General features: G+C 52.8%; 17 protein-coding genes. 4 read left to right on the top strand and 13 right to left on the bottom strand.

The window, feature by feature from the left end; genetic code table 11:
• Positions 1-3: 3 nt before the first annotated feature.
• The 4 genes from FRZ59_RS07905 to thrA form a co-directional block, all read right to left on the bottom strand.
• Positions 4-489: an FKBP-type peptidyl-prolyl cis-trans isomerase gene (locus FRZ59_RS07905; RefSeq protein ID WP_158640566.1), complete on the bottom strand. Its 486-nt coding sequence runs from the start codon at positions 487-489 to the stop codon at positions 4-6.
• A gap of 4 nt (positions 490-493) precedes the next feature.
• Positions 494-1,801 (bottom strand): threonine synthase, encoded by a 1,308-nt coding sequence (gene thrC / locus FRZ59_RS07900; RefSeq protein ID WP_132129381.1) that lies wholly within the window; start codon positions 1,799-1,801, stop codon positions 494-496.
• Positions 1,802-1,942: 141 nt separating this feature from the next.
• Positions 1,943-2,878: a homoserine kinase gene (locus FRZ59_RS07895; protein WP_132129380.1), complete on the bottom strand. Its 936-nt coding sequence runs from the start codon at positions 2,876-2,878 to the stop codon at positions 1,943-1,945.
• 11 nt (positions 2,879-2,889) lie between these two features.
• Positions 2,890-5,346 carry a bifunctional aspartate kinase/homoserine dehydrogenase I gene (gene thrA, locus FRZ59_RS07890; protein WP_132129379.1) on the bottom strand — a complete coding sequence of 819 codons (2,457 nt, stop codon included), beginning with the start codon at positions 5,344-5,346 and terminating at the stop codon, positions 2,890-2,892.
• Positions 5,347-5,517: 171 nt separating this feature from the next.
• Between thrA and FRZ59_RS07885 the strand changes: the two genes are divergently transcribed.
• Positions 5,518-6,345, top strand: a complete 828-nt coding sequence (locus tag FRZ59_RS07885) for a CHRD domain-containing protein (RefSeq protein ID WP_158640565.1) — start codon at positions 5,518-5,520, stop codon at positions 6,343-6,345.
• A 99-nt stretch (positions 6,346-6,444) separates the two neighbouring features.
• Here the strand turns inward: FRZ59_RS07885 and FRZ59_RS07880 are convergent, their stop codons facing one another.
• The 7 genes from FRZ59_RS07880 to FRZ59_RS07855 all read right to left on the bottom strand — a co-directional run bounded on the left by FRZ59_RS07880 (position 6,445) and on the right by FRZ59_RS07855 (position 17,191).
• A complete protein-coding gene (locus tag FRZ59_RS07880) occupies positions 6,445-8,223 on the bottom strand; it encodes an acyl-CoA dehydrogenase FadE (RefSeq protein ID WP_132129377.1) in 1,779 nt (592 codons plus the stop codon).
• Between the two features lie 103 nt (positions 8,224-8,326).
• Positions 8,327-9,508 carry an acetyl-CoA C-acyltransferase gene (locus FRZ59_RS07875; protein WP_132129376.1) on the bottom strand — a complete coding sequence of 394 codons (1,182 nt, stop codon included), beginning with the start codon at positions 9,506-9,508 and terminating at the stop codon, positions 8,327-8,329.
• Between the two features lie 21 nt (positions 9,509-9,529).
• Positions 9,530-11,341: a 3-hydroxyacyl-CoA dehydrogenase family protein gene (locus tag FRZ59_RS07870; protein WP_349290836.1), complete on the bottom strand. Its 1,812-nt coding sequence runs from the start codon at positions 11,339-11,341 to the stop codon at positions 9,530-9,532.
• Positions 11,342-11,385: 44 nt separating this feature from the next.
• Entirely contained in the window at positions 11,386-11,874 is a 489-nt protein-coding gene (locus tag FRZ59_RS19770) for a 3-hydroxyacyl-CoA dehydrogenase family protein (protein WP_349290835.1), read from the bottom strand.
• A 56-nt stretch (positions 11,875-11,930) separates the two neighbouring features.
• Entirely contained in the window at positions 11,931-13,604 is a 1,674-nt protein-coding gene (gene ggt / locus FRZ59_RS07865; RefSeq protein ID WP_225975242.1) for a gamma-glutamyltransferase, read from the bottom strand.
• Positions 13,594-15,351 (bottom strand): AMP-dependent synthetase/ligase, encoded by a 1,758-nt coding sequence (locus FRZ59_RS07860; protein WP_132129373.1) that lies wholly within the window; start codon positions 15,349-15,351, stop codon positions 13,594-13,596. Before FRZ59_RS07860 ends, ggt begins: the two co-directional genes overlap by 11 nt.
• 40 nt (positions 15,352-15,391) lie before the next feature.
• Positions 15,392-17,191, bottom strand: coding sequence for a M61 family metallopeptidase (locus FRZ59_RS07855; RefSeq protein ID WP_207910288.1), 1,800 nt, complete (start codon positions 17,189-17,191; stop codon positions 15,392-15,394).
• Between the two features lie 210 nt (positions 17,192-17,401).
• Here FRZ59_RS07855 and FRZ59_RS07850 point away from each other — a divergent pair, with 210 nt between their 5' ends.
• The 3 genes from FRZ59_RS07850 to FRZ59_RS07840 are packed head-to-tail and all read left to right on the top strand — an operon-like array spanning position 17,402 to position 22,902.
• Entirely contained in the window at positions 17,402-18,460 is a 1,059-nt protein-coding gene (locus FRZ59_RS07850; protein ID WP_132129372.1) for an efflux RND transporter periplasmic adaptor subunit, read from the top strand.
• Positions 18,460-21,582, top strand: coding sequence for an efflux RND transporter permease subunit (locus FRZ59_RS07845; protein WP_132129371.1), 3,123 nt, complete (start codon positions 18,460-18,462; stop codon positions 21,580-21,582). The genes FRZ59_RS07850 and FRZ59_RS07845 overlap by 1 nt, the downstream gene beginning before the upstream one ends.
• Before the next feature lie 15 nt (positions 21,583-21,597).
• Entirely contained in the window at positions 21,598-22,902 is a 1,305-nt protein-coding gene (locus tag FRZ59_RS07840; protein ID WP_132129370.1) for a TolC family protein, read from the top strand.
• 1,094 nt (positions 22,903-23,996) lie between these two features.
• Here FRZ59_RS07840 and FRZ59_RS07835 read toward each other — a convergent pair.
• Positions 23,997-24,455, bottom strand: a complete 459-nt coding sequence (locus FRZ59_RS07835; RefSeq protein ID WP_132129369.1) for a carboxypeptidase-like regulatory domain-containing protein — start codon at positions 24,453-24,455, stop codon at positions 23,997-23,999.
• Positions 24,456-24,581: 126 nt separating this feature from the next.
• Positions 24,582-25,916, bottom strand: coding sequence for a hypothetical protein (locus tag FRZ59_RS07830; RefSeq protein WP_132129368.1), 1,335 nt, complete (start codon positions 25,914-25,916; stop codon positions 24,582-24,584).
• Positions 25,917-25,956 lie beyond the last annotated feature (40 nt).

Below are 25,956 nucleotides of genomic sequence, written 5' to 3'. Positions count from 1 at the left end.
GATTTATTCGCCGACTTTCAAAAGCTCTACCTCGTATACAAGCACCGAAAATGGAGGCACCAGCACACTGTAAGGAGTATCCGTCACGAAACTGGCTGATCCGTAGCTCACCAGGGAAGGCAGTATCATCATAATTTCCCCTCCTTCTCCAATGGATGAAACACCCAGCTGAAAGCCAATCGGCTGCCGGGCAAGGTCCATTTCAACCGAATCTCCTTTTACAAAGATCGTATCGGTCAAAAGACGCCCCTCATAGTTCACGGTTATCTGGGAGGAGTCCGGGCTGGGGCGCCTGGTGGTATCTCCCAGCCTTATTATTTTATAATGGATCCCGCTATTAGCATCGTATTCGAGCGTTAAACCCTTTTCCTGGATATACTCCTGGATTATTTGCTGATCAATGGAATTCCGGTCCACGTAATCATCGCTCAGGCAGGAGGTAAGTAAAACAGCGATCAGACAAGTTAATACCAGTAATTGTTTCTTCATCAGATTATGCATTTTCGCCGGAAGCCAACAGCACTTCTTTCAGTTCTTCTAGACCACTTTTAATGCGAATACTCTTTTTGGGTTTATCCAGGCAAATTGCCAGGGGCCCGGGAACAGGAATTTCCATTTGCAGGATCTCCTCAACAGTGTCCCTGAACTTCGCGGGATGGGCGGTCTCCAAAAAAACACCGTTCAGCTCCCTGTTTTCCTCCATATACGAACGCAGTCCGGCAAACGCTACAGCGCCGTGCGGATCAAGAACGTATCCCTGCCGGTCGTAAACATCCCTGATACATGCCCTTGTTTCTTCATCCGTAAATGAGTAGCCGCTGATAATCGCTCTGAACGCAGCCAGCTCATTATTAAACAACGCAACCATGCGGGCAAAATTACTCGGAGCGCCAACATCCATTGCATTACTGATAGTAGACTCGGAAGGCCGCGCCCGGTAACGCCCTTCTTTCAGGTACTCTGGCACTACATCATTCCTGTTGGTGGCGGCAATGAACCTTTTTACAGGCAGCCCCATTTTCCAGGCAAACAGCCCGGCCGTAAGATTGCCGAAATTGCCGCTGGGCACGGAAAACACGAGGGGCCGCTGCCGGTCTTCCAGTTGCGAATACGCGTAAAAATAATAAAACATCTGGGGAAGCAGCCGGGCAATATTGATGGAATTTGCAGAAGTGAGCTGCTTCTTTGAAGCAAGCTCTCGGTCGGCAAAAGCTTCCTTCACCATTCGCTGGCAATCGTCAAAAGTCCCTTCCACTTCAAGAGTGGTAATGTTGCCGCCCAAGGTGGTCAACTGCTGTTCCTGGATGTGGCTTACTTTTCCCGAAGGATATAGCAGGCACACCTTTACCCCAGGCACCCCGTAAAAGCCCTGCGCCACCGCGCTTCCCGTATCCCCGGAAGTAGCCACCAGCACGGTGATCTCCCTCTCCGAATTCCTGGTAAGGTAAGCCATTGTACGCGCCAGGAACCTGGCCCCAAAATCCTTAAAAGCCAGGGTAGGCCCGTGAAAAAGCTCCAGCGCATATACGGAAGGAGACACCTTTACCAGGGGAGCGTCCATCTCCAGCGCCTCATCAACGATTTTTTCCAGGTCCGGGTCACTAATAGCCCCTCCCAGGAACGTCCGGGCCACTTCAAAGGACATTTCCCGGAAAGAAAGGCGGTGAACGGAAGCAAAAAACTCCTTCGAAAGCACGGGAAAAGAATACGGCATGAACAGCCCTCCGTCCGGGGCAATGCCCTGAAGCACCGCTTCCGAAAACGAAGTTTTTGATTTGGGATTATTGGTACTGTAAAACACCTTTATTTAGTTTGTAGTTTTTAGTTTCCGGTTTGTAGTTTTTAGTTTCTGTTTTTAGAAGTCTTCAGGGTGCGTCGCAACGGTTCATGGTTTTTAGTTTCTCTTTGAGAGCGACCACCTCTAAAAACTATGGACTAAAAACTAAAAACTGTTTAAAACGGTTGGTCCCTGGTTATTGATAGCGGAGACGAACAGGTCGCTGTCGATATGCAGGGCGGCAAACGCGGCTTGCATCGCTTGGCCCGCTGCTTCAATTTTCCGGCGATCATTTCCGAGCGCGAAGATGGAAGGGCCGGAGCCTGAAATGCTGCAGCCCAGCGCGCCTGCATCCATTGCCGCCTGTTTTGCCTCTTCAAAGCCAGGGATCAGCAAGGAACGAACCGGTTCAATGATCACATCCTTCATAGACCGGCCTATCAGACTGTAATCGCCTTTCATTAAGCCGGCAATAAGGCCGCCGATATTTCCCCATTGCACAATGGCATCTTCCAGGGGAATCTCCCTGCGGAGAATTTTCCGGGCATCTTCCGTTCTGATCTCGATATGCGGATGCACCACGGCGCAGCACAGCGCTTCGGGAGCAGGTATCCTGACCAGGTCCGGGGGATCATATCCCCGGATCAGTACAAAGCCTCCCAGCATGGCAGGCGCCGCATTGTCGGCATGGGCTGCGCCACAGGCTGCTCGTTCCGCCTCCAGGGTAAAAGGAATAAGTTCTTCGCGGCTGAGCGGTTCGCCCAGCAACACATTTGCGGCCACTACGGCGGCTACGGCGCTGGCGGCGCTGGAGCCAAGCCCACTTCCCAGCGGAAGGGCCTTCTCAAGATGTATTTCAATCCCCCTTTCTTCGCCTAAATGATCCAGGAAATGCCGGACGGCAACCCCTGCCGTATTTTTGGCGGCATCCAGTGGCAAACGCCCGCTGTCCCCGCTGATGGAAAGGATCTTTACCTCCTTCCCTTCGCTAAGGCCGGCCCTTACCGTATCCCCCGGCTGTTCCAGGGCAAAGCCCAGGATATCAAAGCCGCAGGCCACGTTTGCCACCGTTGCAGGGGCAAAAACTCTTACTTCTCTCATCTGATTGATTTTTATTCCAGGGAATAGTTAGCGATCTTTAACAGATCGGCAAACACGCCAGCCGCCGTTACTTCCGCGCCGGCTCCCGGGCCTTTTATGACCAGGGGGCGTTCCCGGTACCGATTGGTCGTATAGGAAATTATATTGTCGCTTCCCGATAAATTATAAAAAGGATGATCCGGGCCAACTGCCCGCAGGGCTACGCTGGCTTTCCCATTCTCCAGAGTAGCGATATAACGGAGTTTCTTTTCTTCCCGGGCAGCCTCTCCCGCTTTTTGCCGGAAATACTCATCGGCTTTTTCAAGTTCTTCAAAGAACGCGTCAACCGATGCCGCATTACGGCAATTTTCCGGCACCAGGTTTTCTACCGATACGTTATCCAGCTCCAGGTCAACGGCTACTTCCCTTGCAAGGATAAGGATTTTCCGGGCAACGTCCATGCCGTTAAGATCCTCCCTCGGATCCGGCTCAGTCAGGCCCTTTTCCCGGGCCTCGCGGACAACCTGGCTGAAACGCGCCCCTTCGCCGAAGGTGTTAAAAATGTAACTGATGGTACCCGAAAGGACCGCTTCTATTTTCAGCAGCTGATCACCGCTGTTAAGCAAATCGTTCAGGGTATTAATTACCGGCAGTCCCGCCCCCACGTTAGTTTCGTACAGGTACTTTACGCCGAATTTTGACGAGGCCCTGCGCAGTTCCCGGTATTGTTCCAGGGAACCTGTATTCGCCCTTTTATTCGGAGTAACTACTGATATGCTGCCGTCCAGCACCTGCCGGTAGTGGGCCACGATCTCATCGCTGGCTGTACAGTCTACAAAAATGCTGTTAGGAAGATTGAGTTCCTGCATTTTCTGTACGAAGCCATCCATATCCGCAGGCGTTCCTTCCTGCAGACGGGCCTGCCAGTCGCCGGGATCTATCCCGCGTTCATCCACCAGCATTTTCCGACTGTTTGACAAGCCCGCCAGCCGGATAGAGATGGATTGCTCCTTCCCGATCCGTTCCATGTTCTTGCGGATAATAGCCAGCAGCGTACTTCCCACAAGGCCGGTCCCTACCAGGAAAACAGGGACCGTTTTCCTGTCGGAAAGAAAAAAGGCTTCGTGCAGGGCATTAAGGGCTTTAGCTTCGTCCCGCCGGGATACCACGGCTGAAATATTCAACTCGGAGGATCCCTGGGAAATAGCGAAAACATTAATGCCGTTCCTTCCAAGCGCGCGGAACATGCGGCCGGCTACCCCCGGGGAATGTTTCATATTTTCCCCAACGAGCGCCACTACTGATAGCTCGCGCATCACCTTGATCGATTCAATCTGCTCCAGGGACATCTCGTAGCGAAATTCGGATTCCAGCTCTTTGCGGGCGGCATCCGCCAGCTTCGGGTCCACAGCAATACAGATCGAATATTCGGAAGAAGCCTGGCTGATTAGGATCACATTGATCCCTTTCCGGGCAAGAGCGCCAAACAAACGCATGGAAGTTCCCACGACCCCCATCATCCCGCTTCCCTGCAGGCTCAGCAAGGCAACTTCGTTAATGGAAGAAATCCCTTTGATCATGGCCTTTCCGCCCTCGGTTTTCCCGCTTATCAGGGTTCCGCCGAAAGAAGGATTGAACGTATTTTTAATACGGATGGGTATATTTTTGGCCATCGCCGGCTGCATCGTAGCGGGGTAGATCACTTTCGCGCCGAAATGCGACATTTCAATGGCTTCCTGGTAGCTCATGGAGGCTACCGGGAAAGCTTCCGGGACCCTGCGCGGATCGGCGGTCATCATCCCGTCCACATCGGTCCATATTTCAATTTCTTCGGCCAGAACCGCTCCTCCGACGATCGCAGCCGTATAATCCGATCCGCTGCGGCCGATAGTGGTTGTCTGTCCCTTTTCGTCGGCGGCAATAAATCCGGTAATTACCTGTAAAGTAGAATTGTTATCAAATAATGCGGTGATATTCTCATTCGTCTTCGCAAAATCCACCCGCGCCGAACCAAAGTTATCATCGGTAAGGATCAGCTCGCGGGCATCGGAAAAAGCGGCGTTCACGCCCCGGGAACGCAGCACTTCCGAAATAATATAGGCGGAAAGCCTTTCCCCGAAACTGCTTACGAAATCAAGGATTTTCGGGCTGAGTTCCTGCAGCAGGTAAATGCCATGCAGCACATCTGCCAGGTCATTGAGGAGTAATTTCACTTTCGTGAGCGGCATGCTCTGCTCTTTGGGAGGCAGGAGCGCTTTTACGGCCTGGATATGCCGCATTTCCAACTCCATATAACCTTTTTTATACCCTTCGTTGCCTGAGGCTGCGGTCACACCCGCTTCGATCAGCTTGTCAGTAACGCCACCGAAAGCTGAAAAGACCAGGCAGATTTTTTCCTCCGCCTCCAGCCGGGACTTCACCAACTCAATAACCGCGGTGACCCTTCCCGGATCAGCAATGGAAGAACCGCCGAACTTCAGAACCTTCATTAATAATAATATTTTGATTTCATTTAATTCCGCAAAATAAATACATATTTTTCAATATATAAAACAAATTAGGTTTTTATTTTACTCAGCTTCGTAGCATAACAGGCGAATCCGCGGAAAGCCTTCTGGTATATGATTTGCATGCAGAAGCCTGAACTAATTTTTTTTGATATGAAAAAGTTGACTATTTATGGACTCGGCGCCGCCGCCTCTCTGCTTGCCATCACAGGCTGTGAAGAAGACAATGGCGCCGGCAACGGAGATGTAGTAAAGGAATGGACGATTGCACTTTCAGGTGAACTCGAAGTCCCGAGTACTAACCGGACGGAAACCGGCACGGCCCATCTTGTTCTTTACACAAATAACGAACTGGAATATGAGATCAGGGTGGACGAACTCGCCTCCGGTGATGAACTGACGATGGCTCACGTGCATACCGGTGATCCCGTAACTTCCGGCCCGGTTGCCATTACGATCGTGGACGGCGATACCCGCAGCTTTAGCGGGACTACAGCCGTTGGTTCGGTGGCTCTTACCCAGGAAAACGTGGACCTTATGATGGGCGACAGCATCTATTTTAACGTGCATTCCGCCCAGGCTCCGGCTGGCCTGATCCGTGGGCAAATAGACCAGGAAATAGTTTTCGCAGATGATATCCGGCTGGAATCGGATAATGAAGTTCCCCCGGTTGCGGTAAATGAGGCAAGCGCAAGCGCGCATATCCGGCTTACTGCTGATAATATCCTTTTTTATAAGGTGAAGGATGTAGAAGTGGCCGTACCCGATCCTATTACCGCCGGTCATATCCATAAAGGCGCTGCCGGAACAAACGGTGAGGTGGAAATAGACCTCGCGTTTGAGCAGGATGATGTTAATACGACCAAAAAACTTACGCTTAACGCGGGCCAGGTGGACCTGCTGAACAATGAAGATACCTATCTCAACCTCCACTCCACGCTTGCCCCTGACGGCCTTATGCGCGGGCAGATAGACAGGTAATTAAACCGGCGCTGACTGCGCTGACCGGCGTTCCGGCAATAAAATAAGCGGCAGGCCCTTTCGTCTGCCGCTTATTTTATTCTCGCAGGCGCTTATTTACTATTGGTTTTCAGGGGAATTGCTGCCATTGAAAATCCTTCTCCGTGCCTCTTTCATATTAAAGGGCGCAGCTTTGGTAAAACGTTTGAGGCCAAGCTGCATCGCTTTCAGCTCATCTCCTTCCGCAAATGAATTGACCGCTTCTTTTCCGGCCAGCCAGATTTTATCGGCGGCTTCCTGCAGGTACACCCGGGCCATATCCAGGTAAAGGGAAGCATTCTCTTCTCCCTGTTTTTCGGACAAGCTCGCCGCTCTCAGCAGGGCCGATTCGGCCAGGTAAATGAAACTAACCATGTCCGCGATATTCATGAGCAACTCTTGTTCTTTTTCCAGGTGCTGCATAAATTTTCGGACGGCGGCTCCGGCAACCATCAGAACCACCTTTTTCAGGTTGGCAAGCAACCTTTTTTCAGCAGCTAAGACCGTATCCGGTTCCGCAGATCCCATATCGGGGAGGCGCATTAGTTCCCCGGCCACCTCCCGTGCGGGCCCCATCAGGTTAAGCTCTCCTTTCATGGCCCTTTTCAGCAGCATGTCCACCACCAGCAGGCGGTTGATCTCATTGGTTCCTTCAAAGATCCGGTTAATTCGGGCATCCCGGTAGGCGCGCTCCATTGGGCCTTCCGCGGAATAACCCATGCCCCCGAATACCTGAACGCCTTCATCTACTACATAATCCAGGCATTCGGACCCGCAAACCTTTAGAATAGCGCATTCAATAGCGAACTGTTCGGTACTTTTCAGCCTTGCCTGGTCGGCAGGCAGGCCTTCCCGCAGGTACTCATCACAGACTTCCTCCACATATTTCCCCGTGCGGTACATCGCCGATTCCAGCGCGAAGGTTTGCAGGCGCATTTCGGCCAGCTTATGCTTAATGGCTCCGAAACTGGCAATTGGCGCTCCAAACTGCACCCTTTCATTCGCGTATTTTTCCGATTTAGCGATCACTTCTTTACAGGCTCCCAGGGCAGCGGCACATAACTTAGCCCTTCCCGTATTCAGGATATTTACGGCAATCTTAAAGCCCTGACCCCGCCCGGAAAGCAGGTTCTCTGCCGGTACGCGGCAGTCGTTAAAAAAGACCTGGCGGGTAGAAGAACCCTTGATCCCCATTTTCCGTTCCTCGGGGTTCATGGTAATACCGCCGAAACCCTTCTCCACGATAAAGGCAGACAGCTCGCGATCGTCTTCGATCTTTGCAAACACAATAAATAGATCCGCGAATCCACCATTGGTGATCCACATTTTCTGCCCGTTTAGCAGGTAGGCTTTTCCATCCTCCACGATGGCCGCCCGGGTTTTGCCGGCGCGGGCATCCGATCCGGCATCCGGCTCAGTTAAACAATAACAGGCCAGCTGCTCCCCGGCTGCAAGCCCGGAAACATATTTTTCCTTCTGCTTGTCCGTTCCGTAATAAAGAATAGGAAGCGTCCCGATACCCGTATGGGCAAGAAAGGCTACCGCGAAGGAATGGCCGGCGCCAATGGCTTCGCCTACAAGAAGGCCGGTATTGAACCCTTTTCCGGAACCGCCGTATTCTTCCGGCACGGTCACGCCGAGCAAACCAAGCTCGCCGGCCTTCTTCAGCAGGGATTCCATTAAACCTTCTTCCTGCCGGTCCAGTTCTTCCAGCCGCGGAAACACCTCCCGGGTTAAAAATTCATTGCAGGCCTGCGCAATCATCCGCTGCTCCTCGTCCAGCTCTTCCGGAGTGAAGATACTGCCGGGGTCGGTTTCCTTCACCAGGAACTCACCGCCTTTTGGAATATGCTGTTTCATTTTTCTTTTTTTAGGGAGTATTTGCAGTTGCCGGCACCGTTTTAGCGGTCATCAGCGCGGCCATCAACCTGCCGGCGCCGGCGTGGCACTTCTGTTGTGAGGCTTAACTCAGCAGTTCAAAAACGCCAGCGGCTCCCTGCCCCGTACCTACGCACATGGTAACCAGGCCGTATCTTTGTCCGCGCCGTTTCAGTTCGCCAAAGAGTTGTACGGAGAGTTTTGCGCCGGTACAGCCCAGGGGATGTCCTAAAGCAATGGCGCCTCCGTTCACATTTACTTTTTCAGGGTCCATGTCCAGCCCGCGCATCACGGCCAGCGACTGGGCGGCAAACGCTTCGTTCAACTCTACCAGGTCTATATCCTGCAATTTTTTACCGGCAGCGGCGAGCGCGGCCGGAACCGCTTCCACCGGCCCTATACCCATAATGCGCGGCGGCACGCCAGCCACCCGGTAACTGAGGAGCCTGGCAATGGGGCGGACATTCAATTCGTTCAGCATTTTTTCGGAAACGATCATCACAAAGGCAGCCCCATCCGAAGTTTGGGAAGAATTGCCGGCCGTGACCGTTCCGCGGGCGTCAAAAACCGGTTTCAGCTTCGCCAGCTTTTCGGGGGAAGTATCCCGCCGCGCCCCCTCGTCGGTGTCCACGATAGTTTCCCTGATCTTCCGCTGCATCTCCCCGTCCACATAAGTTTCCCGGACCGGTATGGGCACGATCTCGTCTTTGAATGCGCCGCGGTCAATGGCGCTGATCGTGCGCTGATGCGAACGGTAAGCAAAGGCGTCCTGGTCTTCCCTCGAAACTCCGTATTCGCGGGCAAGTGTTTCGGCGGTGAGGCCCATTCCCCAGTAATATTCGGGATGAGTTTTGGCGAGTTCATAATTAGGAGTGATCCTCCATCCGCCAAAGGGAATACAGGACATAGATTCCACGCCCCCAGCAATAATGCAGTCAGCCATCCCGGCCTGTATCTTCGCACTGGCGATGGCAATGGTCTCCAGGCCCGAAGAGCAGTAGCGATTCACCGTCATCCCGGGCACCTTTTCCGTATCCAGGCTCAGCAGGGAGATCATCCGGCCGATGTTCAATCCTTGTTCAGCTTCCGGTGTAGCGTTCCCGACGATCACATCGTCAATCCTTTCCTTTTCCAGGCCGGGCAGGGTATTCAGCATGTGCCGGATCACTTCCGCAGCCAGGTCATCCGGCCGCATAAAACGCAATTGCCCCCTGGGAGCTTTCCCGACAGGGCTTCGATATGCCGATATGATAAATGCTTCGGTCATCACGTTATCTATTTTACTCACTCAATTCCTCAGTACCTTTCCGCCGCTAAGTATTGACTGCATCCGCTCCAGGGTTTTCCTTTCCCCGCAAAGGGAAAGAAAAGCTTCCCGTTCCAGGTCCAGCAGGTAACGCTCGCTCACTTCCGCCGGCGCGGAAAGATCGCCCCCGCAGATGACCCAGGCCAGTTTTTCGGAGATCTTCCGGTCATGCGCCGAAATATAATTTCCCGAAAACATGTTTGAGCCGCCCACGGTGAACATTCCCAGTCCCTGGCGCCCCAGCACCCGGATATCATTCCGCGGCACCGGCTGCACGTAACCGCCCCGGGCAATTTCTATCGCTTTCTTCTTTGCGGCGCTTAATTGCCGTTTACGGTTAATACTTACCGAAGCGCTTCCTCGGTCAAGGTAGCCCAGCTCAAAGGCTTCAGCAGCCGACGTGGATACTTTTGCCATCGCAATGGTCATATACCTGTTTTTCAGGATCTCCAGGTCGTCTATCCCTCCCGCTACCCGTTCTTCCGCCGCCCTCCGGGCAAATTCCTTGGTGCCGCCCCCCGCCGGGATAATACCCACCCCGAATTCTACCAGGCCCATATAAAGTTCCGCATGCGCGTGTACGTGGTCAGCATGCAGGCATAGCTCGCAACCACCTCCCAGGGCCCTGTTATGAGGCGCCGCCACGACCGGTACGGCGGAGTAACGCATGCGCATCATTGTATCCTGGAAGGCACGCACCAGCAGGTCTATCTCCTCCCATTCCTGTTCCGCGGCATACATCAGTACAAGGGCAAGATTGGCCCCCGCGGAAAAATCCTGCCCTTCATTGGCAATGACCATTCCCCGGAAGTCTTTTTCGGCGATAGCAATGGCTTTATTCAGGCCTTCGATTACTTCGCTCCCCATCGTATTCATCTTCGTATGGAATTCGCAGTTTAAAATACCTTCTCCCATATCGGCAAGCGTCACCCCCGCGTTTTTCCAAACCGTTCCCTGGCGCTTCAGCAGGCCTGGCGACAGGTAGGATCCGCTGCCGGGCACCTCGCGGTAGGCCTTCGAAGAAAGATCGTAGTATTCCTTGCGGCCTTCCTTCAGCCTGTAGAAAGAAGAGCAGCCTGCCGCCAGCATCTCCTTCACCCATGCTGCCGCCTGATTACCGGCCTTTTCCATGGCTTCCAGCGTTCCGGCAACCCCCAATAGGTCCCATAATTCAAATGGCCCTTTTTCCCAACCGAAACCGGCCCTCATGGCGTCATCAATGCGGTAAAGCTCGTCAGCTATTTCGGGGATTCGCCTGGAGCAATAACTAAAAAGGCCGAAGCTATTCGCTCTGAATAAGCCGGCAGGCTCGCCGGTTCCGGTGGCAAAGAATTTCAGCCGTTCTTCCAGGCTGTCCAGGGAACGGGCTGCATCCAGGGCGGGCGAGGCCACTTTCGCCTGCGGGCCATATTCCAGGCTATCCAGCCGGAGCGATAAAATTTCCGTGCTGCCATCCTCCTTTTTAACTTTTTTATAAAAGCCTTCGCCCGTCTTGGCCCCGAGCCGGTTATTTGCCAGCATTTTTTCCACGAAGGCCGGAAGGCGGAAAAGTTCGCGTTCTTCATCCTCCGGGCAATGCTCGTAAAGCCCCCGGGCCACGCGCGCCAGGGTGTCCAGCCCCACGACATCTGCGGTCCGGAAAGTGGCCGATTTTGGCCGGCCCAGTACCGGTCCGGTGTATTTGTCAACTTCTTCCACGCTAAGGCCTTTTTCCGCCACATAATGGAATAGCTGCGAAATCGAATAAACGCCTACGCGATTGGCGATAAAAGCCGGCGTATCCTTGCAAAGCACGGTCGTTTTGCCCAGGTAGCGGTCCCCGTAATCCAGGAGGAAATCTACTGCTTCCGGGCTGGTGCGGGGGCAGGAATTACCTCCAGCAGGGGAAGGTAACGGGGCGGGTTAAAAAAATGGCTCCCGCAGAAATTTGCCTGGAGATCCTCCGGCATGCCTTCGGCCAGCAGGTGCAGCGGAATGCCGGAAGTATTGGAAGTGACCAGGCTGCCCGCTGCGCGATAACCGGCGACCTTTTCCAGGAGTTCCCGTTTAACCTCCAGGTTTTCCACTACGGCTTCCAGTATCCAGTCTGCCGAAGCGATGGCGGGAAGATCGTCTTCAAAGCCGCCTGTACGGATCAGCCGTAGTGCCGCCGACGTATAAAGTGGGGACGGCTTGCTTTTCACGGCTGTTTCCAGCGCCTTGTCAGCGGTCTCCGGGGTCAGGTCCAGCAGAAGAACTTCTACGCCAATATTGGCAAAATGACAAGCTATCCGGGACCCCATGATCCCCGAACCCAACACAGCCACTTTTTTAATTGCCCTTTTCATACTTAATATTTTTCCCTGCCGGCGGCTTTCGGCACTATGTCACGCTTAACGCAGCACTAATACCCGGCCGCCGTATCATCGCCGCGCCGGTCGGCCCCTCCGTAATATTTTCCATCTTTCACAAGGATCGCATCGCAGCGGCCAATGGAACCGGTAAATTTCAGCTGATGGCCTTTCTTTTCAAGGCCCTGCATTACCGCCTCGTCAAAAGCATCCCGTTCGGCAAGGATCTGGTCCGGCAGCCATTGGTGGTGAAAACGTTTTGCATCTACCGCCTCACTGATTGTCATCCCGTAATCTACAACGTTTAAAATGGTTTGGAACACCGTGGTGATAATGGTAGAACCTCCGGGGCTTCCAACCATCATAAACAGCCTCCCGCCTTTTTCCAGGATCGTAGGAGTCATGGAACTTAGCATACGCTTACCCGGCTCAATGGCATTCGCCTCCCCGCCCACCAGCCCGAACATATTCGGCACGCCCGGCTTGGCGCTGAAATCATCCATTTCATTGTTCAGCAAAAAGCCTGCCCCGTCCACTACTACCTGGCAGCCATAGCTTCCGTTTAATGTAGTGGTAAGCGCCACGGCATTGCCCTCCTTATCCACAATGGAAAAGTGTGTTGTTTCCATACTCTCGGCTTGGAGCGCATTCGCCGCGGCCAGCTTGCCGGCTGTTATTTCCGAACTCGGGCTGGCTTTCCCGGCTTCGAACGATTCCATGCGCTGGCGGAGATAATCCTCATCCAGCAGTTTCTCAACCGGCACCTCGTAAAAATCCGGATCTCCCAGGTAAGCAGCCCGGTCGGCAAATACCCGGCGTTCAATTTCCGCCAGGAGATGAACCTGCGGAGCGTTATGAAACGCCCCGGGCTCATAAGGGGCAGCCATTTTCAGCATTTGCAGCAAGGCAACACCTCCGCTGGAAGGGGGCGGCATGGAAATCACTTTATAATCCTTATACATGCCGGTTACCGGCTCACGCCAGACTGCTTTGTAGTTTTTCAGGTCGCTTCTGCTGATAATACCTCCACCCTCCTTCATTTCCCTCACGATCAGGCGGGCCGTTCTGCCTTTATAAAACCCCGCTATTCCTTTATCGCGAATGCGTTCCAGGGTATGGCCCAGGTCTTCCTGCACCAGCGTATCCCCGGCCTTCCATTTTTCCTTTAAAAAATAGGCAGAACCGGGATTGTATTTTCTAAATAAATCCTGGTGCCCGTTCAGCCCCGCGGCCTGTGCCCCTGTTATAGGAAACCCGCCGAGTGCCAGCCGGATGGCGGGCCTAAGCACTTCATTCCAGGACAGCTTTCCGTATTTTTCATGGGCTTCAACCATTCCTGCTACCGTGCCGGGTACACCGGCCGCCAGGTGCCCCCGAATGCTAAGGCCGGGGACCACCTCTCCCTTTTCATTCAGGTAGAGGTCGCGGTGCGCTTTTCCCGGCGCCCTTTCGCGGAAGTCGAGCGAGGCCGTGGCGCCGTCCGCCTGCCGGAAAACCATGAAACCGCCACCACCCAGGTTACCCGCGCTGGGGTACACGACAGCAAGAGCAAACTGCACAGCAACGGAGGCATCTACAGCATTTCCCCCATCCTGCAGGATTTCCAGGCCTACCTGCGATGCTTCCGGATGGGCGCTTACTACCAGCCCGTTCTCATAGCCCTGCCCCGCCAGTTGTCCGGAGCAGGCAAGAAGGAATAACAATAAATAGCTTATCCTATATCTCATACAGTTCCTCAATTTCTTTCGCATGTTTTTCCAGCACCACCTTGCGCTTCACATCCAGCTTGGGCGTTAGTTCGCCGCTGTCCACCGACCATTCCTTCGGGATCAGGGCAATTCTTTTCACCTGTTCCCACTGCCCGAATAATTGATTGAACTTCTCAGTTTCCTGGCGGTAGCGCTCCAGTACCTGGGGATGCTTCATCATTTCCTCATTGCTGCTCCAGGGAATTTCTTTCCTGACGCACCATTCCCGGAGAAAAGTGAAGGAAGGGACAATAAGCGCAGCGGGAAAACGGCGGTTCTCTCCCACCACCACCATGTATTCAATAAAAGGAGATTCCTTGAATTTATTTTCAATGACGGGAGGGGAAACATACTTGCCGCCAGCCGTTTTAAAGAGTTCCTTCTTTCGCCCGGTAATAAACAAAAATCCGTCCCCGTCAAGGCGGCCGATATCCCCGGTATGGAACCAGCCATCTTCATCAATTTCACTCGCAGTAGCGTCCGGCCGCTTGAAATAGCCCATCATTACATTCTCCCCCCGGCAAAGGATTTCCCCGTCAGGGGCTATTTTCACCTCCGTTCCTTCTACCGGCCTGCCCACAGACCCCAGCTTATGATTTCCTCTTCCAAGGAAATTAACCGCGATCACCGGCGAGGTTTCCGTTAATCCGTAGCCTTGCACTACCGGGATATTTGCCGCATTGAACACGCGTGTCAGCCGCGGCTGAAGAGCCGCGCCGCCAGAGACGATTACCTTTATGTTCCCACCTAACGCCGCGCGCCATTTGGAGAAGATCAGGCGGTTGGCCAGCCGCAATCGCAGCCTGTACCAGGCATTCCCGGCCTTTCCGGGATCGTATTGAAGGCCCAACCCAAGCGCCCAATAAAAAAGGACTTTTTTTATGCCGGAAAGGTCGCCTCCTTTGGCCACTATTTTATCATAGACTTTTTCAAGAAGCCGGGGGACGGTCGTGAAAACGTCGGGCTGGACCTCTTTTATATCGGAAGCAATACTTTCTATACTCTCTGCATAATAGATAGAAATTCCCTTGTACAGATACAGGTAGCTGACCATCCGTTCAAAGATGTGGCAAAGCGGGAGAAAGCTCAACGCTTTCCGGAGACTCTCCGGCAACAGCGGTTCGCAGGAAAGCATATTGCTGATAATATTCCTGTGCGTAAGCATAACCCCTTTGGGATTACCGGTGGTTCCCGAGGTATAGATCAATGTCAGCAGGTCATCGGGCTGCTGGGCCAGGCGGATAGGTTCAATAGCAGCGGCGTCCTTCCCTTTACCCATATTCTTTACATCTTCCCAGGAACGGACTCCTTCGACCTGTTCAAAACTAAACAGCGAAATACCGGGCACAGCGTCCTGCAGGGAATTGGTCTTTTCGTACAATTCCGCTCCGCCGATAAAAAGGACTTTTATTTCCGCATCCTTTAATACGTATTCCAGGTCATGGGCTGACATTGTTGGATACAAAGGCACTGTAACAGCGCCGATCTGCATAGCCCCGAAGTCTACGAAATTCCATTCAGGCCGGTTCGGGGACATGATCCCCAGCTTATCCCCTTTTCGTACCCCCAAAGCAAGAAGCCCCAGGCTTATTTCATTGGCAAACCGGACAAAATCGTCGCTTGAACAACATGTCCATTGTCCTTCCCGCCGGGCGGCAAACACGTCGGCCTTGCGATAACGATTCATGTAGAGGCCCAGTAAGTCCGAAACTCTTGTAATGCTCATTTTTCCCGGCCTCCCTCCGGTGCATCAAGTTACGAAAAAATTACAATCCCATCCATGCCTTGTAATTTTCCTGCTGCTGCGCGCCGGGATTGCTGATCTTTTCAAATCTGAACGAAGAATTCTCATTCCCGCCCAATACCACGCCTATCGTACGCACCATGCCGTTTCGCAGTAATTTCAGCGAAAGTTCGTCGCCGGGCTTGCGGCCTTCAAGCAGGCTTTCCACATCCGCCACGGCCTTTCCATTGACAGAAAGAAGGAGGTCGTTCACGTTAATACCGGACGTATAAGCGGCCGTCCCGCGAACCACCCTGCTCACTACCAGGCCATTGCCCGTCTGCTCAAAACTGGCGCCCAGGTAAGCTTCACCGGTACGCGGCTGGGACTCCACCAGCTTAAGGCCTACTGCATCAAAGAATTCATTGTAGGGGATCTCTTCTGTGCCCCAAACGTAATTTTCAAAGAAATCATCCATATCGCCGGCGAATTTTTCTACTGCTTCCTTGAATTCCGCGTCTTCAAAGCCCCGGTCCAGTTCCTTATAATACCTGTCATACATGTACCGCATCAAATCATCAAGAGAATGTTTCCCCTTGCTGTTCTCCCTGATAGACATGTCAATGAGCATACCCAGGATAGCGCCTTTGCTATAATAGGAAATAGTCGTATTGTAAGAATTCTCATTCGGCCGGTAGTATTTTATCCAGGCATCAAAACTGGCTTCGGTGACCGGTTGTACGCGGTTGCCCGGCGTATTTTCCACCGTACCGATCACACCGGCAATCTTCTCAAGGTATTCTTCGGGGCTGTAAAAACCCGTCCTCCGCACGGTCCAGTCATCATAATACGCAGTAAAACCTTCGGAGACCCAAAGCATGTGCGTGTAATTCTCCGCCTCGTAATTAAAAGGCCCCAGGGCGGCCGGCCGGAGGCGCTTAACATTCCATAAGTGAAAATACTCATGCGCCACCAGTCCCAGGAAAGAAGCCCAGCCCTGCGCCGACTCCACCGCCTGGCGCGGGAATTGGAGGGTGGTGGAATTCAGGTGTTCCAGGCCGCCTCCCCCGGAGGCAAGGAAATGCACAATAAACACGTAACGCTCACAGGGATGGTCACCGAAAATAGCCGTCTGTTCCTCGATAATTTTGGTGAAATCAGCAATCACTTTTTCCCTGTCGTAATCGCCACCTCCATAGATTGCCACTTCATGCGGCAAGCCGGCGGCTTCAAACTCAATAATATCCTGGTTGCCTATCTCAATGGGAGAATCTGCCAGGATATCGTAATTCGGAGAGGAAAGCAGGAAAGGGTCGGCAGCGTCCGCTTCGAGCCCCGTGGATATCTGTTTCCATTCCCGGTAAGGATTTATTTTGATGGTAGCCGGCAGCTCCTGTGCGCCGTCCACGTACATGAAAATACTGGTGCCATTCAGATACGCGTGATCCGAATCAATAAAACTAGTGCGCACCGACATTTCAAAGGCATATACCCGGTAGTTTACCGTGATCTCAGCCGCTCCCCCGGTAAACACCCTCCAGGTATTCTTACTGATCTTGCCGGAATTCAGCTCCTTCCCGGAGGATTCCGCCTTGAATGCTTCCACGTTTTTTGAAAATTCGCGGATCAGGTAAGAGCCTGGAGCCCACACGGCCATTTTGAGGTCCACGTATTCCCGGTCCAGGCCCGAAACGGTCATTGAAACTTCCGCATAATGCGTATAGGGTTCTTCAAAAGACAATTCATAAGACAGGTTCAGATCATCTCCCTTTGCAAGGGAAGTAGTCATTACTGAAAATATAGCGGCAACACCCGCCACCAGACTTTTTTTTCTTAACTTCATAACAGCATTTTAAAGTACATTGGCAATAATACAAAGCCCTGGTCATTTTTAAAAAAACCGGCTTCCCCCCTGATGCCCAGTCAACCGGCAGTGAGGTAAAAAACTTGATACAAAAATTGGCTTCGTTCAAAGAAAGGTAAATTTGTTCAAGATTCCTTTAAATTTTGTTGTTACAATTGCATATAAAAATTTTACTTTGAATTCGGAGAGATGAAGTTCAAGCACGTTGTTTACGCCCTCATTATCCTTGTGGTGGGATTTTTGGTGTATAGAAGAATCTCCGCTTCGGCGGGAAATGCCACGGCGGGAGGACAAGGGGCTGGCATGCAGACAATGAGTGTAAATGCCTATGTAGTAAAGCCGGGAAGCATCAGCGACAAGATAATTATTACCGGTTCTATCCAGGCGAATGAAGAAGTGAACATCCGACCGGAAGCCGCAGGCATCATTACCGGAATTCATTTCCAGGAAGGAAAGCCTGTATCAAAGGGCGCCCTGTTGCTGAAGATCAATGACAGCGAGTTGCAGGCGCAGCTTTCCAAAGCGCTTACCATGCAGAAACTCGCCGCGGAAAAGGAGTACAGGCAACGCCAGCTCCTTGAAAAAGGCGGAGTGAGTAAACAAGATTACGATGCCATCCTGGCAGAGTTGAACTCGCTTAAAGCGGAAACCCGGCTTATAGAAGCACAGATCGAACAAACCGAGATCAGGGCTCCTTTCAGCGGAAAAATAGGGCTTCGCGAAGTATCCCTTGGGGATTATGTGGATCCTTCCACCGTCATTACCAGCTTAGTGGACAATAACCCGGCAAAAATTGTCTTTTCCGCACCCGAGCAATACGCCAATAACATCCCTGATAATGCGACCATCAATTTTACCGTAAAAGGGATCGACAAAAAATTTACCGCCAACGTATATGCCCGCGGAGCGAATATTAACGTGGGCACCCGTACCCTGGAATTAAAGGCCATGGTCCCCAATGATGACAACCTGCTGATACCCGGGTCCTTTGCCGAAGTTGAACTGGTCCTTACCCAAACCAATAACGCGTTGCTGGTACCAACCGAATCAATCATCCCGGTAATGAACGGGCAAAAAGCCTATGTTACCCGGAACGGAAAGGCGGAGGAAGTCATGGTAGAGACCGGTATCCGGAATGACTCCATGGTACATATTACTTCGGGGCTGAAAGCCGGTGATACCATCATCACCACCGGTATCATGACACTCACCCCCGGCGTGCCCGTGCAATTAAAAACGATACAATAATGAGCCTGTCAACCACCAGTATCAAGCGACCCGTACTGGCCATCGTGATGAACCTGATCATCATCCTGTTCGGCGTCCTGGGTTATACTTTCCTGGGGGTCAGGGAATACCCCTCCATTGATCCGCCCATCGTTTCCGTACGCACTACCTATACCGGCGCGGATGCCGAGGTAATCGAATCGCAGATCACCGAGCCGCTCGAAAAAGAGATAAACAGTATCGAGGGGATCAAGAATATTTCTTCGGCCAGCAACCAGGGCTCCAGTTCCATTACCATTGAATTCAATCTTGACCGGGACCTGGAAGGCGCGGCCAATGACGTGCGTGACAAGGTATCCAGGGCAGTCCGGAACCTGCCCGAAGATATTGACGGGCTCCCGGTGGTTTCCAAAGCGGATGCCAATGCCTCTTCCATTATTGCCATGACGCTCCAGAGCGATATCCGGACGCACCTGGAAATTTCGGACTATGCGGAAAATTATGTCGCCCAGCGGCTTCAGACAATAGCCGGGGTAAGCCGGGTACAGGTGTGGGGAGAAAAGAGGTATGCCATGCGCTTGTGGCTGGACCCGGGCAAACTAGCTTCTTACGGCCTGACCCCGCTGGATGTCCGGAACGCGCTGAACCGGGAGAATATTGAACTTCCTTCGGGCAAACTCGTGGGAAGCAATACGGAATTACTGATACGGACGGCCGGCAACCTGACCACCGAGGAAGAATTCAATAACATGGTGCTGCTCAATGACGGGGCCAACCTTCTGAGGCTCCGTGATGTGGGCAAGGCAAGCCTTGAGCCGGAGAATCTTGAAACTAATTTAAGGGAATCGGGGAAAACAATGATCGGGCTGGCAATAGTGCCGCAGCCCGGGGCTAACTACCTGGACATCGCCGAAGAATTCTACGAACGCTTTGAGCAGTTGAAAAGCGAGCTTCCGCCCGACTACAAGATCAATATCGCGTTTGACGATACCCTTTTTATAAAACAATCCGTTACAGAAGTAGCGGAAACCATCCTCATTGCCCTTGCACTCGTAATTCTTATCATCTTTATTTTCTTCCGCGACTGGAGCATTGCCTTCCGTCCGCTGATAGATATCCCGGTATCGCTCATCGGCACGTTCTTTATTATGTACCTGCTGGGCTTCTCCGTCAACATTCTTACCCTGCTTGCCATCGTGCTGGCCACCGGTTTGGTCGTGGATGACGGGATTGTCGTAACGGAAAATATCTTCAAGAAGCTGGAAGAAGGCGAATCACCCATTCAGGCTGCCATTAAAGGCGCCAATGAGATCTTTTTCGCAGTAATCTCCATCTCCGTTACTCTTGCGGCCGTATTTCTTCCCATTATTTTCCTGGAAGGTTTCGTGGGCCGGCTGTTCCGGGAATTCGGCGTGGTCATAGCGGCGGCGGTGCTTATCTCGGCCTTCGTGTCGCTTTCCCTGACCCCGATGCTGAACGCTTTTCTCCTGAAAAAAAGGGGGCATAAGCACACTCGTTTTTACGAAAGGACCGAACCGCTCTTCGAAAAGATGAACGCAGGTTATGCCGGTTCGCTGAATAACTTCCTGAACCGGCGCTGGCTAGCCCTTCCCATCCTTGCGTTATGCCTGGGTATGATCGCGCTTTTCTGGGTACTCCTGCCGAAAGAAACCGCTCCCTACGAAGACAGGGGCGCGCTGCGGCTGTCCATGAGCATGCAGGAAGGGGCTTCCTACGAATATACGGACGCCTATATGATGAATCTCATTGAGCTGATCAATGATTCCATCCCCGAAAAGAATATTCTCCTGACCGTTACCTCGCCGGGGTTTTCCGGGTCGGGAGCGGCCAATACCGGTTTTGGGTTTATCCGGCTGAAACCCGCCGGCGACAGGGAGCGTTCCCAGGAAGAAATCGCCAATAAGATTAACCAGCTGACGAAAAACTATACTGCCGGAAGGGTATTTGTCACCCAGCAACCCACCATTTCCGTAGGGCGCCGGGGAGGCCTGCCTATTCAATATGTGTTACAGGCGCCTAATTTTGAAAAGCTGGAAGCGCATCTTCCCGAATTCATGGCCGAGGTAAATAAAGACCCTACGTTTACCATCACGGATGTGGATCTAAAATTCAACAAACCGGAATTGTCGATCATGATTGACCGCGGGAAGGCCAGCAGCCTGGGCGTTTCCGTCATGGATATTGCGCAAACCCTGCAGCTGGCATTCAGCGGCGGACGCTTCGGGTATTTCACCATGAACGGCCGGCAATACTCCGTGATCGGCCAGTTCCCTGATGCCAACCGGAATGAGCCCCTGGACCTTACCTCCCTGTTCGTACGCAATAACCAGGGAGAGATTATCCAGATGGACAACCTGGTGAAGATCGAGGAAACCAGCAGCCCGCCTCAATTATATCATTACAACCGCTTTATGTCGGCTACTGTCTCTGCGGGCCTGGCTCCCGGTTATACCATCGGGGACGGGATTGAGGCAATGGACGGCATTGCTGACCGGGTGCTGGATGATACCTTTTCTACTGCGCTCTCCGGGGAGGCCAGGGACTATACGGAAAGTTCTTCCAATACCTTTTTCGCCTTTATCATGGCGCTGATCCTGATCTACCTGATCCTGGCCGCGCAGTTCGAAAGCTTTATCGATCCGTTCATTATTATCCTTACCGTTCCCCTGGCCGTGGCAGGCGCTTTCCTTTCCCTTTGGCTATTTGGCCAAAGCTGGAATATTTTCAGCCAGATCGGGACCATTATGCTCATTGGCCTGGTGACCAAGAACGGCATCCTTATCGTAGAATTCGCCAACCAGCTGAAAGAACAAGGCTTGTCCAAGGCCGAGGCTATCCGGCGCGGCGCGGTTTCCCGTCTGCGTCCCATCCTCATGACCAGCCTTGCCATCGCCATCGGAGCCCTGCCTATTGCCCTGGCCCTCGGCGCGGCAGCCACCAGCCGTATCGGTATGGGGGTGGTCATTATCGGAGGAACCTTATTTTCTCTTGTCCTTACCCTGTACGTTATCCCGGCCATGTATTCTTACTGGTCCAAGGAAGGCAGCAATCTTTCATTTGCCGAAGAAGAAGAGGAAACGGCGCCTGAAAAAGAAGTGAAAGAACTGGCTAGCATAACTTAAGCCCTTGATCATCACATGAAAAAAACAGTAAGAATTTTTCTCACCATAGGAACTAGCATCATTTTTACGGGAGCTTCCTCCCAGGATATTTTCACGCTGGAAGACGCGGTTCGCACCGGCCTTGAAAATAATTACTCCATAAAAATCAGCGCAGGAGACGAAGAAATCGCCGCCACGAACCTGGGAATGGCGAAATCCGCCTTATTCCCCAGTCTTGAACTGACAGGCGGCGCCGACGGCAGAAGCACTAACTCCGATCTGACCTTCTTTGACGGAAGAGTCCAAAGCCGGAAGAATGCCCAATCAAGTTCTTACAATGCGGCCCTGGCTCTTGACTGGACCATCTTTGACGGCTTCGGCATGTTTGCCAGTATTGATAAATACGAGGAGCTAAAAAGCATCGGTTCCTTAAACGCCCGGCTGACCGTCCTGAACACCGTCTCCGATATCGTCAGCACCTATTATGATATTGTTCGCCTCAAACAGGAATTGAAATCCATTGCCGAAGCCCTGGACATTTCCCGCCTTCGTGTAAACCAGGCGGACGACCGCTACTTCGTAGGAACCGGCTCAAAGCTTGAACTCCTGAATTCAAGGGTAGATTTTAACGAAGACACCTCCAGTTTTGTAAGCCAGCAGGAAGCGGTGAAAACCGCGAAAACCAGGCTGAACGAGATCCTTGCCCGGGACCTGTCCACCACGTTTGACGTAGCCGATACCATTATAATAGATATGGACCTCCGGTACGAAGACCTGAGAACCCGGCTCATAGAAGAAAACCCCCAGCTGGCCATCGCCCAGGCGAGGAAAAAAGTGGCGGAACTTGAATACAAGGAAATCCGGGCCAACCGCTACCCCACCGTATCGGTAAACAGCAGTTACAACTTTGTAAAATCGGACTCCGAATCCGGACAGCTGCTTTCCAACCAGTCCTACGGCCTCAATTACGGCATTACCGCGAGCATGAATATATTCAGCGGTTTTCTCCAAAAAAAGCAGGAACGAAGCGCCCAAATAGTCGTCGAAAACCAACAGCTGGTGTATGATCAGCTGCTGCAGACGGTCGAATCCGACTTAACGATCGCCTTCAGCAATTACGAAAACAGCAAAGTGCTGATGCAGCTGGAAGAGGAGAACCGCGAAGTAGCACGGCAAAACCTGGATATCACCCTGGAAATGTTTCGCTTAGGGAATATAACGCAACTGGAGCTGCGGGAAGCGCAGCAGAATCTTTTGCTTGCTGAGAACAGGTTTATTGATGCCAAGTACCAGGCGAAGCTGGCGGAAATAGCGCTTAAGGAGCTTTCGGGGGCTTTTTAGCGATTGGAGGTCGTTAGCCGAGTCCGGATGTTCGTACGGCGCGGCATTCGCGCGCGGCGCCGGGGCATTGGCCCGCCCGGTCTCGCCGTTCGGAGAATCAACATCGCCTCGCGGCATTCGCGCGCGGCGCCGGGGGCACTGGCCCGCCCGGTCTCGCTCAGGCGATTCTCCATTCCGGAGAATCAACATCGCTCGCTGCGGGCAGGCCAGCGCCCGGGGCGCCTCCCAGCCCACTTTGCCCATCCACTTTTCTATCTAAGAAATTCTAAATTGTCGCGGCTTGCAGATTAGCGCGGGTGCGCTCCTCTCCATCGTCTGATTGCTTCATAAGGCAAAAGTTCTGGTTATGTGCGTGGGGCAGCGGAAGTTTGCTTTGCCCGCAGCGAGCGATGTTGATTCTTGCGCGACGGCGCAAGAATCGCCTGAGCGAGTCCGGGTAAAGCAAATCCCGCGACGTGCGGAAGGGGCACTGGCCCGCCCGGGGCGCCTCCCGGCCCACTTTTCCAACCCACTTTTCCTTGCAATAAGAAATGATCACGGATCGTTCGCGGCGTGTCGAACGTAGCGGGAAGCGCGCCCGCCATCGTTTGCATTGCTTCAAAGGCAAAAGTTCTGGTTATGTGCGTGGGACAGCGGAAGTTTGCTTTGCCCGCAGCGAGCGATGTTGATTCTTGCGCGACGGCGCAAGAATCGCCTGAGCGAGTCCGGGTAAAGCAAATCCCGCGACGTGCGGAAGGGGGCACTGGCCAGCCCGGGGCGCCTCCCGGCCCACTTTTCCCATCCACTTTTCCTTGCAATAAGAAATGATCACGGATCGTTCGCGGCGTGTCGAACGTAGCGGGAAGCGCGCCCGCCATCGTTTGCATTGCTTCAAAGGCAAAAGTTCTGGTTATGTGCGGTGGGCAGCGGAAGTTTGCTTTGCCCGCAGCGAGCGATGTTGATTCTTGCGCGACGGCGCAAGAATCGCCTGAGCGAGTCCGGGTAAAGCAAATCCCGCGCCGTGCGGAGGGAAGGGGCGCTTTTCTTACCGTTGTTGAACCCTGATTGGCTTGGATGCTCTCCACGGGTCTGATGATATTGCGAAAGCGGCCGGTTTAGTAATGTGCGGCGTAGGTGATCTTGAACTCAATTTGGAGCATTTCGTTGGGTTTTACTTCTACGGGGTGGATGTGGCCGGCTCCGTCGGATAGGTTTGCGTAGAGTTTTTCTTTTTCCCGTACCAGTAGTGAGTAATTTCCGGGTGGGAGCTGTACGCGGAAGCTGCCGTCGTCATTGCTGGTAACGGTTTTGACGGGCGGCTGAGCGGGTTCGCTATAGAAGCCGTTTCCTTCGGCTTCCAGTTCGGTGGCTTTCAAAAGCGGGTAAATAAGCAGTTCCCGTTTTACGCCTTTTGCCGGTTCCCTTTGAACGCCGGGGCCCGGCATCTGGTTACCGCTTTCGAATACGATCTTTCCTTCAATGCCCTGCTGTGACTGACATCCGGGTGTGGTCTGGCCGGTGAGAAGGAGCAGGAAAAAGCCGCATAATGTCGTATGAATTGCCAGGTTTCGCATAAACAATATTAATAATATTTCTTCGCAAATTCACAATCCCGGTAAGCCGGAGCCGAAGGTGTTTCTTTCAGCTCCGGCTCCGGCCGGTATACAGCCAGCAAAGCAATGGTGACATAAGTTAACTTCTCAAAGTTCCGGGAGCGAATAGGATACCGGAAGGCGGCAATCGTACCAGGTGTAGCCGTTCCGCAGGCCACAGCCGGCCAGGCCGCTGCGATTATAGCGGAAAAAGCTGGCTCTTGCCCAGTTGATCTGCCTGATAATATTATCCTGGGTGCTGACAGTGTACGAATAACTTACTGGTGTTATCGTGGTTTCCCCGCCGGGATGTTCTATTTCCGTATCAACAGCGCCGCTGAATTCCCGTTCTCCCCGCGTGTCCGCTTCGTAGATACCGAAAACCTGCTCCACTCTTGCAGTGTCCCAGTTCGGGTCCCATATGGCATACACAGCTTTTTCCCTTTCCTTTCGTATGTCCTTCCTTCGGAAATGCACGGAAATAACGTCAAACTCGGTATTTACCACCTGCTGGTCGTTATTCAGGGTAATGTATGCTTCTCCCCGGATGAATTTCAGTTCCGAACCGCCTCCATTGCCTGTAAAACTAATGAGCCGGTCATATTGGCGGGTACATTTTACCTTTCCCAGGTAAATAAGCGCCGGCGAAAAATCCTGTCCGCCGGAAAGAAGGGCATTCTCCCTGGCGACCGCTGCCGGTTCCGCCCCTGAGCCAATAATATGGACGGGGTTTTCCCGGACATAATTTTCGTCAATCCTGATCTTATCGCAGTCGGTCGCACGGTGTTCATGCGCTTTTCCGCAAGCCGGATCCGCCACGTCCACCCAGTCCGCCTCTACCGTAGCGGGAACAGCAAGAGGATGCTGTCCCGGCGGAAAATCTTCCGAATACGGATAATAAATGCTCAGCGCAGTCCCGGAAAGCCCTTGGTTTTCATTCGCTGTTTCCATTCGGCGTAATCCGGGCTCCGACCGCTTAACCAAGGCAATGATCCCCGCTGCCCGTTCGGGGTTTAATATTTCCGGGGCAGCCTCCCGGAATTTTCTTGAAAAACTGCCCCATGAAATTGCTTCCCCGGCTTCTGTTTTCCTTTCATGCATGAAGCTATATAAAGCGCTTTCTTCCGGGTATAGCAGATCGGCAAGCAACACGCGTTCGTCTTCGTAAAAGCCCGAAGCAATAGCAGCATTCACCTCCGCCACTACCGATGGGTCATGATAAATCGAATTCAATACCGCGGCCACCTCCCGGATCTTCTTCACAAGTTCCCGCTCGGCGGGTGTTGCAGGCTTTCGCTGTTCACCGGATGCGGCCATCCCCGGCTTCGGCTCCGGAAGTTGTCTGCCGCATGAAGCATATAACATGGAAATCAATAAAAAGGCAGCCGCCAGATACCTGGTATCCCGCATAAGCGTGCATAAGATAGTTGTTAAAGTGAACATAGGATATGTGTTTAAATTGTTTTTCCCGGTAGAAATAGGG

The sequence above is a fragment of the Anseongella ginsenosidimutans genome (genome assembly GCF_008033235.1).
Lineage (GTDB): Bacteria > Bacteroidota > Bacteroidia > Sphingobacteriales > Sphingobacteriaceae > Anseongella > Anseongella ginsenosidimutans.
The sequence above is the reverse complement of the archived record's forward strand: the minus strand, read 5'-3'. Positions and strand labels throughout refer to the sequence as shown.